Source organism: Pseudoalteromonas sp. SWXJZ10B (genome assembly GCF_015864475.1).
GTDB classification, from domain to species: Bacteria; Pseudomonadota; Gammaproteobacteria; order Enterobacterales; family Alteromonadaceae; genus Pseudoalteromonas; species Pseudoalteromonas arctica.
Map to the genome: position 1 here is coordinate 331,605 of NZ_JADYXD010000003.1, position 14,971 is coordinate 346,575.

The 14,971-nt window shown below is 42.3% G+C and carries 5 protein-coding genes; 1 reads left to right on the plus strand and 4 read right to left on the minus strand.

Features of this window, described 5'->3' with window-relative positions; genetic code table 11:
- Positions 1-20 precede the first annotated feature (20 nt).
- The 4 genes from I6F54_RS05075 to I6F54_RS05090 form a co-directional block, all read right to left on the minus strand.
- Positions 21-608, minus strand: a complete 588-nt coding sequence (locus I6F54_RS05075) for a response regulator transcription factor (RefSeq protein ID WP_197140055.1) — start codon at positions 606-608, stop codon at positions 21-23.
- 23 nt (positions 609-631) lie between these two features.
- A complete protein-coding gene (locus I6F54_RS05080; RefSeq protein WP_024608819.1) occupies positions 632-2,053 on the minus strand; it encodes an HlyD family type I secretion periplasmic adaptor subunit in 1,422 nt (473 codons plus the stop codon).
- Positions 2,050-4,188, minus strand: a complete 2,139-nt coding sequence (locus I6F54_RS05085; protein ID WP_197140057.1) for a type I secretion system permease/ATPase — start codon at positions 4,186-4,188, stop codon at positions 2,050-2,052. The genes I6F54_RS05080 and I6F54_RS05085 overlap by 4 nt, the downstream gene beginning before the upstream one ends.
- A 384-nt stretch (positions 4,189-4,572) precedes the next feature.
- Positions 4,573-6,549 carry a TolC family outer membrane protein gene (locus I6F54_RS05090; RefSeq protein ID WP_197140059.1) on the minus strand — a complete coding sequence of 659 codons (1,977 nt, stop codon included), beginning with the start codon at positions 6,547-6,549 and terminating at the stop codon, positions 4,573-4,575.
- Positions 6,550-6,788: 239 nt separating this feature from the next.
- Between I6F54_RS05090 and I6F54_RS05095 the strand changes: the two genes are divergently transcribed.
- Positions 6,789-14,971: Ig-like domain-containing protein (locus tag I6F54_RS05095; protein WP_197140061.1), on the plus strand; the 8,183-nt coding region annotated here is incomplete at its 3' end.

Here is a 14,971-nt window from a genome sequence, read left to right on the forward strand (position 1 = left end):
AATAGGCATTAACGGTGCGGTTAATGCCCTTTTACAACTAACATTAATTGAATACGGTCGCGAACTTTTAGCTTATTAAATATAGAGCTCATATGCTCTTTAATTGTGCGTTCTGTAATATTTAAAGATTCTGCAGCTTGCTTATTAGTTGCACCTGTTACAACAATATCAACTACTTGACGTTCTCGCTTTGTGAGTACATCAAGCTCGCATGTGCTCGCATATTTAAACGGTGTATTTGATAAAGCTCCTACTAAGTTAGATAGTAATTGTCCTGGTAACCATATTCCGCCAGTACAAATTGTCTCAAGTACTTGTTCAATAATTACTTTAGTAGCGAGTGCTTCTACGTACCCCCTAGCTCCTGCTTCAAGCGCACTTCTTAGTTGATTTATTTCTAGTTCGTTAGTCATAACTATAACCAGTAAACGTTGCTGAGAATACTTTTTAACAAGCTCAAGCCAATTAGGTGTGCCGGCTAAAACCCAAATAATACTTGATGCCGTGACTCTGTGTGGTTCTTTTGTGAATATCAAACAACTAGGAAACGCTGTATGCCAGTGTTTCGATTCAAATTCAGGCTGTGTAATAAAAATACTTTGGCGCATTACTTCTCCATTTATAAAATGTTTTAACGCTCTGTCATTGCTTGCGATGTAGCTCTAAGAACCGGTTTTAAAATATACTCAAGTACGGTTTTTTTACCGGTAATAATATCCACTTGAGTGGTCATTCCTGGAATAATAGTCAGCTCTTTTGAAAAATTATTTTTGGTGGTTTTTAGCTGCACCAAATAAAAGGTATTCTCGCGGTCATCTGTAATTGTATCGGCACTTATATGTAATACTTCGGCTTCAAGGCCACCATATACGGCAAAGTCGTAGGCACTAAATTTTATCATTGCAGATTGCCCAGGGCGTAAAAATGCAATGTCTTTAGGCGGGATTTTTGCCTCTACTACAAGTTGATCGTCAAGCGGGACAATTTCCATAACATCACTACCTGGCTGTAAAATACCGCCAACAGTATTAACTAATAACCGCTGTACAGTGCCTTTAACAGGAGAGCGTATTTCAGTTTGAGTTACTTTATCGGCCAAGCCAGATTCAGTTTCTTTAATTGAGTCCAGTCGCAGTAGCGCTTCGGAGAGTTCATTGTTCCAGCGGTTGATCATAACGAGCTCAACTTCGGTTACCTTATTTTTAGCTTCGTTAATGGCCGAAAGACTCCTATTTATAACTGCTTTGGTTCTGTTTATCTCGCCGTTTAAATCAACTATTTGACGCTCTAAACGAATAATATCTATATCCGAAATAGCACCGGTGCGTAACAATGGGCGGGTCACTTTAAGCTCCCTGTTTGTTAAGCGTAGCGCGCTGGTATGCTGCTGAAGTGCCGCTTTTGCTTCAATATAATCTTGGTGTCGCTGCTCTAGTTGGCGTTTGTGTATACTTACCTGTTGCTCCAACTCTTGGCTGTTACTCAAATAAAGAGAGCGTTCGTGTTGAACCACCTGAGGTGCATTTTTTATAACATCTTCGTTAAATACGAGCTCCTTTTTTTGAGTGAGCGCTCTGAGCCTCGCAACTTTTGCACTTAACGATTCAACCTTGGATTGATTTTCTCTAAAGCTAGAAATAAAGCGGGTAGGGTCTATTTTAATGAGTACATCCCCCTCGTTTACTATTTGGCCTTCTCGGACATTTATTTTTTCGACCATACCGCCGTCATAAGATTGAATAAGCTGTAATTTATTAGAGGGAATAACACGGCCCTCGCCACGAGCAACTTCATCCAAATTAGCAAAGCCAGACCACACAATAAGGCATATAAACGTTAAACAAATTAGATAAAGTAGTAACCTAGCGCTTGCTGGTTCCTGCTGCATTTTTTCCCACTGTGCATCTACTACCCAGTCTTGAGTATTTGGCGGTGAAATCCATCCTTTAAATAGTTTATTAAATACGGATGGCTTACCTTGTTTTCTTGCTTCTATTGCTTTGCTAACAGATTCAAAAGAGCGTTGTTCAAGTGGTTTTTTGTTATCACTCATGAGGCTTGCTCCACGGTTTTATTATTTAACGCCGCAATTACTTTTTGTTTTGGTCCATCAGCAACTACTTTTCCGTTATCTAAAACTATAATACGGTCAACAAGCTCGAGTAATGATGAGCGATGAGTCACTACAATTAGGGTTTTATCTTTAGAATAATTTTTTAAATTGTTAATAATTTTACTTTCACTATTGTGATCTAGCGATGAAGTTGGCTCATCTAGTAATAGTATTGGTGGGTCGTTAATTATGGCTCTTGCCATACCTACAGCTTGGCGTTGCCCTCCTGATAATTGGCGGCCTTGCTCGCCTACTTGTAGATCAAATCCGTCTGGGTGCGAATTAATTAAATCAAATAATTGGCTTCGCTCACAGGCTTCAATAATTTGCTCGTCTTTGGCATGCCAAGCGCTTATCGTAAGGTTGTCTTTTAAGGTCCCATAAAACAGGGCAACGGTTTGCGGTACATAACCAATATTATGGCGAAGCTCTGCAGGGTCAATTTGATGTATATCGTTATTGTCCATCAAAATTGCTCCTGAACAGGGTTCATATAGCCCTAAGATAAGCTTTTCTAATGTACTTTTACCTGAGCCATTACGTCCTAAAATTGCGACTTTTTCACCAGCTTTAATTTTAAAGCTAACGCCGTTGAGTGCATTATGAGATTCGTCAGAGTATTTAAAACATACATCTTTAAATTCTATATCGCCCTTTAAAATAGGGTGGCTTAACCAATGCTTACCAGGTGGGCGCTCGACCTCTTTTTCCATAATCTCATTTAGTGACTGCATTGCTATTGCGGCATGATGATATTGCGCTAAAACAGCGGCTGACTGCCCAATAGGGCCCATAGCACGAGATGATAATAAGTAGGCTGCAATTAATCCGCCTTGAGTTAGCTCACCTTCAATAACGAGGTGTACGCCTATTATCATTATTATCACGCCTACACATTGCTGTATCCACGATGCTGTATTTGATATAGAGCTAGAAACGAGTCGACTTTGTGCGTTTACTTGCGCAATGTAAATGGTCGACTTTTCCCATACAGATTGTGTTTTACACTCTGAGTGAAAGCTTTTTACATCTTCAATGCTGGTTAAACTTTCTACTAATACTGCATTTCGCATTGAGCTTGCTTTCATTGTTTGCTCTGAAAGGGCTTCAAGTTTGCGGTGTGCGGCTATAGCGTAAGCTAATAATGTAAGTGCGCCCGCTATAATGGGTAAACTTAGAGGTACGCCAATAATGGCGATAACAATTAAATATAAAACTACGAATGGTAAGTCGACTAATGCGACAAGCGTTATGGAGCTAAAAAAGTTACGTACAGCTTCAAATGATTGAATATTGCTAGCAAAGGAGCCAGCTGATGATGGACGGTTTTTTAGTTTCATACCTAATACCCGCTCCATAATTACAGCCGATACTTTTACATCTATTCTGCTTGCAGCAAGCTCTACAAAATAGCCTCTTACTAAGCGTAAAACAAAGTCAGCAGTGAGTGCTATCAAAATACCAATGGCAAGTACCCAAAGGGTTTCTGTTGCATGGTTGGGCACTACGCGGTCATATACATTCATTACAAATAAAGGCATGGCAACCGACAAAAAGCCCAACGCAATAGCTGAAATGATTACGTCTTTATAAAGTGAGCGGCACTCTTTAATTACTCCCCAAAACCATCCGTCTTTTGATAGTTTTTCAAGTACAGGTGTTCGCTCATCAAATGCAAATTCTGGTTGTGCATAAATAATTAAACCAACACTGTTGCCTGCTAATTCATCAATGCTTTGTTCGATAACTGATTCGGTAAGCTCTGGGTAAATTACACTCACCAACTGCTTATCGTAATCAATAGAATTAATAACACAGGCTTGATTGTCTTTTAAAATTAAGATGGCAGGTAGCAGTGCTGTATTAATTTTTTGTAGTGGCTTATTAACTACTTTCGATTTAAAGCCAATGCGCTTAGCTGCGCGCGAAAAACCTGATGGAGTAAGATTTCCATCAGTTAGAGGAAGTCCATTTAATAGTGCTTCTCTTGAAAACTCTTTATCATGATGGCGACATAAAACTGCTAGGCAATCAACGAGTATGCCACCGTGATCAAGTACATCGTTTAATTCCATAAACCATCCAATGTTATGTAGAACTGCATGCGGTTGTTACTACTAAACCTAAACTCGAGAAATAAATTTAGCTTAAATATTTCAAGCCGAGTTTAGGGTCTGTTGATCTTTCAGGTTGAATTTGCAGCAGTCTGTTTGGTATTTAGGCAAGGCAGAGCCTATGCAGTGTGGTTATTCCCCATAAATGGGTGATAACGTAGCATTAATGCCAAACAGGCGCTGCCCAAAGGGTTCTTCCTAGGGGCTATTTACTCTTTGTTGCTCGGTTTTTACTTAGCCCACTAGGTTACAAATCTCGCGCCGCGATTAAACAGCCCCTAGTTTGAACAAATTTTAATCCGCAAAGATCAACAGACCCTAGTTATTTACATAACGTTAATTGACTTAGCTATCAGTAATTACAGCTTCGATACGTCGATTCGCAGCATTTGCTCTTACTGATATTTCGTTTACTCGAGGTTGATCAATACCGTACCCGAACGATTTAACACGTTTTGGTTTTATATCGAATTGTTTAATTAGAATTTCAGCAACGGCAAACGCACGTTTTTCAGATAGTTTGCGGTTATATGTTCGATCTCCATCTAGAGAAGCATGACCTTGTATTTCAACCTGCTTATTTGGGTTTTCTTTTAAAAAATCTGCAAGCCGACTAATTTCTTGAATATATTGAGACCTTACATCGCTTGAGTCAGCAGAAAAAGGGATACCAATCTCTATATTCGAGGTTGATGCGCTATAAATTGTACAGCCAGATAAATCAACATTAGTTGACAGCGGCGTACTCGGACAAGTGTCTTGCTCGTTTGGTACGCCGTCACCATCATCATCTAAAAAGCTACTTTGTGTAGTGTCGGTTTCCAACGGTATATCTAAGTACCTTGGCATAGCGGTTACACTCATGTAGGCATTATCTTGCTTCGCTTTTTTTTGTAGAAATGCCTTGCGGCTAAAGGTGGTTGCTACATCGTAACTCGGACAAATATTTTGTGCGTTATGCACAATAGGATCGTCAGTTAGCTCTTTTAATGTAGGGTATTTACCTGACATTACGTCAAGTGCTGGCAATAATTTCCCCATTTCTTTTAGCATAGTTAAAATAGCCGATTGGCGGTCGTATAGCGCAACTATGTATGAACGTGTTGATTGGAACGATTCGTTTTCGGCATCAAGTACGTCTAGTAGAGTTCGTTGGCCTATATCAAATTGATCTTTATATGCAATTTTAACTTTAGTTGATGATTCGCGGTGTTGATTAAGCGCTGGCAACTTTTGCTCTAGTATAGTGACGTTGTAGTAGGCAATTTGCAGACTTTGACGAATATCAATACAGGCTTGATCTCGTTGATATTTTGCAATGTTTATATCTTGATAAGCTTGTTCTAAATTAGCGCTATCAAGACCACCGTTATACAAGTTATAACTAATATCTATGCCGACTCGCGCTTCTGTTCTGGTTTCATTTTGACCAAGCTCATCTCTATCTTGGCTACCGTAGCGGGCAGATAAATCTACGTTAGGATGAAAGGCCGCTTTTTGTGCTTTGGCGTTCGCCTTTTGCGCTTCAATATTATACAAAGAGGCATAAAATGAAGGGCTGTTTTTGTAGGCGACGTCTAGCGCTTGGTTAACCGAAATTGGTATATTGTTTTCATCAAGGTCAGCTTGCTTTATATCGTTCATAGGTAGCTCACCTACAACTCTTAGGTAGCGAGCGCTTACATCATGTAAATTTGAGTACTCCGTTAATACATTAGATTGCGCTAGAGATAAACGGCCACTAATTTGTTCTAGGTCTGCTGCGCGCGCTACACCGGCGCTTACGCTTTGCTCTATTTGTTGGTATACAGACTCGTGCTCTTGTAAATTAGCTTCTGCAAGTTGTACTAACTCTTTGAATTTTTGTACGTCAAGTAGTGCAATCGAGGCTTCAAGTGCTGTTTGTTCTGTTTGAGAAATAAGCTCAAAGTACCTAATAAGTTGAATACGTTTAAAACGGTCAACTGTATTAGATGTTCTAAAACCGTCATAAAGCATTTGAGTAACGCTTAATTCGGCTGTATTACGGTTATATTCTTCTTCAATACCGTAATTTCTTCTTTCATATCCTGCACTTGCTGATACATCAACACTTGGTAAATAACCTGAACGGGCAGCATCCACTCCATAAATAGAAGATTTAAAAGCATGCCATGCTTCTTGTACTTCAGGATTGTTTTCAATCGCTTTACTTGAGACGTATGTAAGTGGCATTGCTGATTGTTCGTTTGCATGCACGTAGTTTGATAAAGTTACGGCTGTAATCGCTAATCCGATTAACATAGTCCCTTGATGCTTTTTAAAAGTGTTTTTTATAATCATTTCTTCCTCTTAGATCCTGTTAAGACCGAAAATACTCTTTTAAATATTTAGTAAAGGAGTGCTAATTTTGCAAGTAATCTTTTCGGGTAGCATGAAAAAAAATTTCTACCACTTTTTTGTTGATTTTTTATTTTTGAATTTTTCTTCTAAACCTGTACTTGAGTCCAGTATCTATGTGCTTTTTTTGTTCTACCTTTAATTTATTAGATTGTTATTTTAAAAAGTTTGAGGGTACCTAAATGGAAGCAAATCAACTTGTAGTTATTGATATTCAGGGTTCGGCGGGTGTTGTGTTGGATGATGGATCAATAAGAGCGTTAAACGTTGGTGACATTATTACCGTAGGTGATTTAGTTGTTACTGCTATTAAGTCGTCGTTACAAATAGATGTGCAAGGTGAAACCTTATCTATACCCGCAAATCAAAAGGTAAAAATAACACCAGACCTATTAGCTAAAGAAGCAAGAGACTCTAGCGAAACAACTGTTTTTGATGAAAGTTTAGATGAAGCAATCGCAAGCTTAGATTTAGGTACAGAACAAGACTCATCAACGGCGGCTAATTCAGATGTAACAGATTTTTTAGATGCATTAGAGGGTGATGGGGACATTTTAGATAATTTAGAGGCAACAGCCGCTGGTGGCGGTAATGCAGCTGGTGCAGATGGAGGTAGTTCGTTTGTACAGTTAACCCGAATTTCTGAAAGTGTTGATCCTAGTAGTGTTACTTTTGATTCTTCTTTTGATCAAAGCGCTACTGAAGCTTTTAATTTAAGAGATACCTCTGATGGTATTGTGCCTGACGCAACTTCGGCTTCTATTTCACTTAATGAGCTGGGCGTTACTAATTCATCACAACCAACAATTACCGGTACGAGTGAAAACTTAATTGGCGAAACGGTTAATGTAACGGTAACTGATGTTGATGGAAATTCTCAAGTAGTTAGTGTTGTGATTGGCCCTGATGGTACCTTTGAAATAACCCTACCAACTCCAGTTGCGGATGGTCCTGTGACCGTTGTTGTTGAGGCGACAGATCCTGTTGGCACCCCTATAAACGACACTATTTTTATAGAAATTGATACAACACCTCCGCTTATTGCTATTGATCCTGTTGCCGATTCTGCTTCGCAAACAGTGACAATAACAGGGACTGTATCTGGGTTGAACACTGGTGATAATGTGTCGGTCACGTTAACGGATAGTGCAGGTACGGTACAAACAATTGTTACTCAGGTTGATGCACTAGGAAATTGGGTTATTACTACTACCTCACCTTTATCTGAAGGAGAGTTTAACGTAAGCGCAGTGGTGATTGATGCCGCTGGAAATCAAGCTGTAGATCAAGCTTTAGCGAATGTAGATTTAACTGCTCCGGTAATCACAGTAAATGTAACTGATGAAACAAATAACGCAACACCACCACTTTTTGGAACAACAAATGGGGTTCCTGAAGGCACGCAAGTAACAATTACTGTTACAGATAGTGCAGGACAAATACAAACATTAACAGCGGTTACTCAAGCCGATGGAAGCTGGAGTGTAGAAGTTGGGACTCCTTTACCTGAAGGTGATTTTACAGTTGATGCACAAGTAAGCGACAGTGTAGGAAACTTAGCATTAGCAAGTGATTCAGGAGTAGTTGATTTAACGGCGCCTACGGTACAAATTAATAATATTAACGACACTCAAGACACCACGCCAACTATTACAGGTAACGCGCAAGATGTACCTGCTGGCTCTATTATTAGTGTGGTTATTACCGATTTTAATGGTCAAACTCAAACATTATTAACCCAAACTAACGCTGATGGTGATTGGTCTATTGACGTAACTACGCCATTGGCTGAAGGGCAGTTTGAGGTTGATGCAAGTGTAAGCGATGCTGCAGGTAATCAAGCCCAAGCAAATAACCAAGGTGTTGTTGATTTAACAAATCCAGATATTACCGTTACTGCAATTGCTGATACTAACGATACTACACCAACATTTGTAGGTAGGGTAGAAGACGCTCCAGCGGGCTCTGTAATTACAGTATTAGTAACCGATATAAACGGTAGCGTACAAACTTTAACTACTTTATTAAATGAAGATGGTACATGGAGTGTTGATGCTAATGAAATCTTGCCAGGTGGTGAGTTTACAGCAACTGCGTCAGTAACCGATGCTGCGGGTAATGAGGCTACTGCGCAAACAAACGGCGAAATAACGTTTGCTCCTATTTCAATTCAAATCGATGCAATTGCTAATACTAACGATACCACTCCATTTTTAAGTGGTAACACCGGTAATGTGCCTGCAGGTACTACCATTACTTTAACTATTACGGCAAGCGATGGCAGTACATTTACATTACTAGCAGTGACGCAAGCAGATGGTTCGTGGACTGCACAAGTAACAACTCCTCTGCCTGAGGGCGACTTTACTGTAGTTGCAGCGGTTATAGATGACTCGGGCAATGAAGCGCAAGCAAGTGCAGTAGGTAATGTTGATTTAACTGTAAGCATTAATTTTATTATTGATACTAACGATACAACACCAACAATTAGCGGCTCTACCCAAGACGTAGAACCTGGTGCGTTAGTAACCGTTACATTTACAGGAAGCGATGGCGTAGCAGAAACCGTGCAAGTAGTTACAGGTGCTGACGGAAGTTGGTCTGTTGAGGCAAGTAATGAATTGGTTGAAGGTGAGTTTAGTGTAATTGCAACAGTGACTGATGCTGCAGGTAATACAGCTTCTGCAAGTGAAACTGGAGAGATTGATTTAACCGATCCTGCAATCACGATTAATCCTATTGAGGATACGAATGATGTAACCCCATCAGTAAGTGGTAACGTAATTGATGTACCTGCAGGGACCGAAGTTACATTAGTAATAACTGACAGTGAAGGCAATGAACAAACACTCACAACACTTACAAATGCCGATGGTACATATACAGCGGATATTATTGCAGATCTCAGTGAAGGTGATTTCACAGTAACAGCAAGTGTTAGCGACACTGCAGGCAATAGCAGTACTGCAACTGTTACAGGTACGGTTGATTTAACCGCACCAAGTGTCACTATTAACAATATTGCAGATACAAACGATACAACACCTACTCTTACAGGCTCTACCCAAGGATTAGCATCGGGCAGTGAAGTAACTTTAATTGTTACCGATAGTCTAGGGGCTGAGCAACAGTTAGTTACTACTATAAGTGCGGATGGTACTTGGAGTATTGAGGTTCCAACTGCTTTAAGCGAGGGGGATTTTACCGTAACTGCTAATGTATCTGATAATGCGGGTAACGCAGCTCAAGATTCACAATTAGGCTCAGTTGATACCACCCCTCCTTTAGTTGCAATAAATGACTTTGCTGATTCAAACGATACAACACCTACATTTAGCGGAACAACGAGTGATGTAGCTCCGGGTAGCCTTGTTAGTGTTTTAGTTACTGATGCAAATGGTGAGTCTCAAACATTGACGGCGGTTGTGTCAGAAGATGGAACTTGGCAAGTAGGTGCAACTCAAGCTGTTGCTGAAGGCGACTTTACAATTACGGCAACAGTAACAGACGCTGCAGGTAATGAAGCAAGCGATACCGGTACTGGAACAATTGATTTATCAGCTCCAATTATAGCAATTAATGCAATCCCAGATAGCGCCGATACTACTCCAACAATTTCAGGTTCCGTACAAAATGTGCCAGCTGGAACAACGGTTACGTTAACATTGACGGACGCTGGTGGTAATACACAAACAATTACAACACAAACGCTAGCTGATGGTAGCTGGACAGCTGATGCTATTAATGAGTTAGTTGAAGGTGACTTTAGCGTTAATGCCATCGTTAGCGATGAAGCAGGTAACCAAAGTGAAACTTCAGCACAAGGAACTATCGATAATACCGCACCAACTATTACGATTGATGCACTCGCTGATAGTAACGATACAACACCGACAATTTCTGGCACTGTAACGGGCGAGCCAGAAGGCACCGTTGTTACTATTACCGTGACTGATGAAGCAGGTAACCCACAAACCATCACCACAGAAGTACTCGCTGACGGCACTTTCACTGTTGATGTATCAGATGAATTAAGCGAAGGCGAATACAGTGTAGACGTATCAATCACTGATACTGCGGGTAACGAAAGTACAGAAGTAACAACGGGTACTATTGATACCTCAGCACCGGTGATTACGATAGATGCACTGGCTGATAGTAACGACACCACCCCAACTATTTCAGGCACCGTAACAGGTGAGCCAGAAGGCACGGTTGTTACTATTACCGTGACTGATGAAGCCGGTAACCCACAAACTATCACTACAGAAGTACTCGCTGATGGCACCTTTAGTGTTGATGTGCCGAACGAATTAAGTGAAGGTGAATTTACTGTTGAGGTATCGGCTACAGATACTGCGGGCAATGAAACCACAGCAACTACGACTGGCGAGGTTGATACTTTAGCACCGGTGATCACGATAGATGCACTGGCTGATAGTAACGACACCACCCCAACTATTTCAGGCACCGCAACGGGGGAGCCAGAGGGCACGGTTGTTACTATTACAGTTACTGATGAAGCAGGTAACCCACAAATCATTACCACTGAAGTACAAGCCGATGGCACCTTCAGTGTTGATGTACCAAACGAATTAAGTGAAGGCGAATTTACAGTTGAGGTATCCGTTACTGACACTTCAGGTAATGAAACCACAGCAACTACGACTGGAGAAGTTGATACGGCTGCACCATCAGTAATAATAGACCCTGTAGGTGATACTAACGACACCACACCAACTATTTCAGGCACCGCGACGGGTGAGCCAGAAGGCACGGTTGTTACTATTACCGTGACTGATGAAGCAGGTAATCCACAAATAATTACTACTGAAGTACAAGCCGATGGCACCTTCAGTGTAGATGTGCCGAACGAATTAAGTGAAGGCGAATTTACTGTTGAAGTATCGGTTACTGATACCGCGGGTAATGAAACCACAGCCACAACAACGGGAGAAGTTGATACCACAGCGCCAATAGTTACTATTAATGCGCTAGGCGATACGAGTGATACAACACCAACTATTTCAGGCACAGCTAGCGGTGAGCCAGCTGGTTCAACCGTAACTTTAACCGTGACCGATGCTAACGGTGAATTACAAACAATTACAGCACAAGTAATTGCTGATGGAAGTTGGACTGCAGAAGTATCCGCGGCTTTAGCTGAAGGAAGCTACTCTGTAGATGCAAGTATTAGTGATAGCGCTGGTAATGAAGGCACAGCAAGTGCTTCAGGCACAATTGATACAAGCGCATTGACCATTACCATTGATATTATTGGCGAAACTAACGATCAAACACCTCAAATAAATGGTGATACTTTTAATGCACAAGTTGGCTCTCAAGTGGAAGTTCAGATCACTGACTCAGCGGGTGCAGTAATTACTTTAACCACAGTTGTTGATGAAAACGGTCTTTGGAGTGTTACTCCGCCTGCAAATTTAGCTGAGGGCACCATTTTAATTATTGCAACAGTAACAGACATAGGTGGTGGAACGGCTAATGCAGAGCTTGATGCTGTAATTGATATTACGCCTCCAACAATACAAGTTAATGAACTAGAAACTAGTAATGACACTACTCCAATTATTTCAGGTAGCACAACAGACGTAGCTTCAGGCACAGTTATAAATTTAACGGTTACTGATTCTCAAGGGGTTGTTCGTACATTTAGCACAACAACGGATGCCGATGGTAATTGGAGTGTTGAACTTTCTCAAGAGTTGGCCTCGGGCGATTATTCTGTAGAAGCTGAAGTATCTGATGCTGCAGGAAATAGCGCTTCAACTACGGCTACCGGTAATATAGACACATCAGGACCTAGCTTAACCGTTGACTTTGAAGCTGTAACCAACGACTCAACGCCTACTATTTCAGGCACTAGTGATGCAGACGTTGGTACCAGTATCACGGTTGTTATTACAGATGAAAATGGAGTTGAACAAACACTTAGCACCACAGTAGATGCAAATGGTAACTGGGAAGTAACTCCACAAACAGATTTAAATGAAGGTGATAACACCATCGAAGTGAGTGTATCTGACGAAGCAGGAAATACGACAACAGTTACAGATACAATTACGTTAGACACACAAGCGCCAATACTCACCATTCAAAACGTAGGCGATGTCAGCGATTTAACACCTGAGCTGCAGGGCACTAGTAATGAAATTGGCGGCACCGTAACACTGACCATCACCGACAGCCAAGGCGCTGAGCAAACCTTCACCACCACCGTTGAAAGTGATGGCCACTGGAATATTGAAATTCCAGGTGCCCTTGCACAAGGTGACTTTAGCGTTGTTGCCAGCATTACCGATGCCGCAGGCAACGACACCACGGCCAACAGTAGTGGTAATGTAGATACCATTACACCGGTTATCACCGTTGATGCACTGGGTTTAGGCAACGACAGCACCCCTGTTGTTAGTGGTACCTCAACAGAGCCTGAAGGCACCGTTGTGAATATTGTTATCACAGACAGTAACGGCGATGAAACACCAATTACAGCCACAGTCGATGCGAACGGCAACTGGCAAGCAATCAGCCCTGAATTACCAGAGGGCAGCTACAGTGTGCAAGCCAGTATCACCGATGATGCAGGCAACACCGGCGGCGCCACACAAACAGGCAACCTAGATACCTTAGCGCCGACATTGACGTTAGACACAGTCGGTGCCACGAATAATAGCACACCAACAATTAGCGGGACATCGAACGCGCCAGTAGGCACGGTTATAACGATTAACGTCACGGATGCAGATAATACAGAAACGTTCACCGCAACAGTACAAGCTGATGGCAGCTGGTCAGCGGATGTACCGAATGCACTGAGCGATGGTGAGCTCACCATTGAAGCTAGCGTTAGTGATAACGCCGGTAATACCACTACATTAAGTGAAACCGCAACACTCAACACCACGGCCCCAAGCATTAGTATTAATGCATTGGTTGATACCAACGACACCACCCCAACCATTAATGGTACAAGCGATGCGGCAGATGGCACCACGATTAGTTTAACGTTTGAAGACAGTGCAGGGAATATTACGACTGTTGATACGACGGTAACGGGTGGTGTATGGAGCATCGATGCACCAACTGATTTAGCCGAAGGCGAATATACTGTTACCGCACAGGTAGACGATGGCCTAGGTAATATCGGCAGCGCCACCGAAACAGGCGAGATTGACTTAACCGCACCAAGCCTTGTTATTGTAGACAATGGTGTTAGCAATGACACGACACCGACCATCTCGGGTACAAGCGATGCGCCACAAGGCAGTGAAGTCACTATTATTGTGACAGACAGTGCCGGTGCACAGCAAACCATTACCGCGACAGTTGGCGGAAGTGGCGCGTGGTCAGCCCCTGTTACGACAGCCCTTGCAGAAGGTAACTTCACCGTAAGCGCAAGCGTGAGCGATGCCGCTGGCAACGAAGCCAACGGCACAGGCGCAGGAGAGGTGGATACAATTGCACCGACCCTTGTACTTACCAGCCCTGGTTCAAGTAATGACATCACCCCGACATTTAGCGGCACAAGCGATGCGGTTGAAGGCACGGTTATTAACTTCACCGTAGTGGATGATTTTGGTAGCTCACAAACGTTCACCACCACTGTGGATGCTGATGGCAACTTCTCAGTGGAAGTACCGACTGCACTGGCAGAAGGGCCATACAGCATCGAAGCAAGTATTAGCGATGCGGCAGGCAACAGCACCGATATTGCGAGCGATGGCACCATTGATACCACAGCACCAAGTGTGAGTGTGGATGCGCCAGTACTCACCAACGACACCACACCCACAGTGACTGGTACCAGTGATGCACCTAATAGCACTATCACAGTTACGTTTACAGATGCAGCGAATACCACTCAAAGCATTGATGTACAAACCGATGCTAATGGTAACTGGAGTGCGACACCAACAGGTACATTAGCTGAAGGTGACTACAGCGTCAGCGCCAGCATCACTGATGCTGCAGGCAACACAGGCACCGGCACGGACAGTGGCGAAGTAGACGTAACCCCGCCAGCACTTGCCTTTACACCAACGTTTGAACTTGGTTTATTAATTACCCTAAGCGGTACGTCTGACTTGCCCATTGGCAGTGAAATTACTATTACCGAGCAACTTGTTAACGGTGGTATTGGTGCAACATATACCACTACAACGGATGCGGATGGCAACTGGTCATTAGTCGGGTTGGATGTATCTTTACTTGATGTTGGCTCAGTGATCGCAACAGCGACCGATGCCGCAGGTAATACCCGTACAATTAGTTCAGATGACTTTGATAATACACCGCCGACACTCACTGTTGATGTTGCAGCACAAAGCGACAGCAACACGCCAATCAT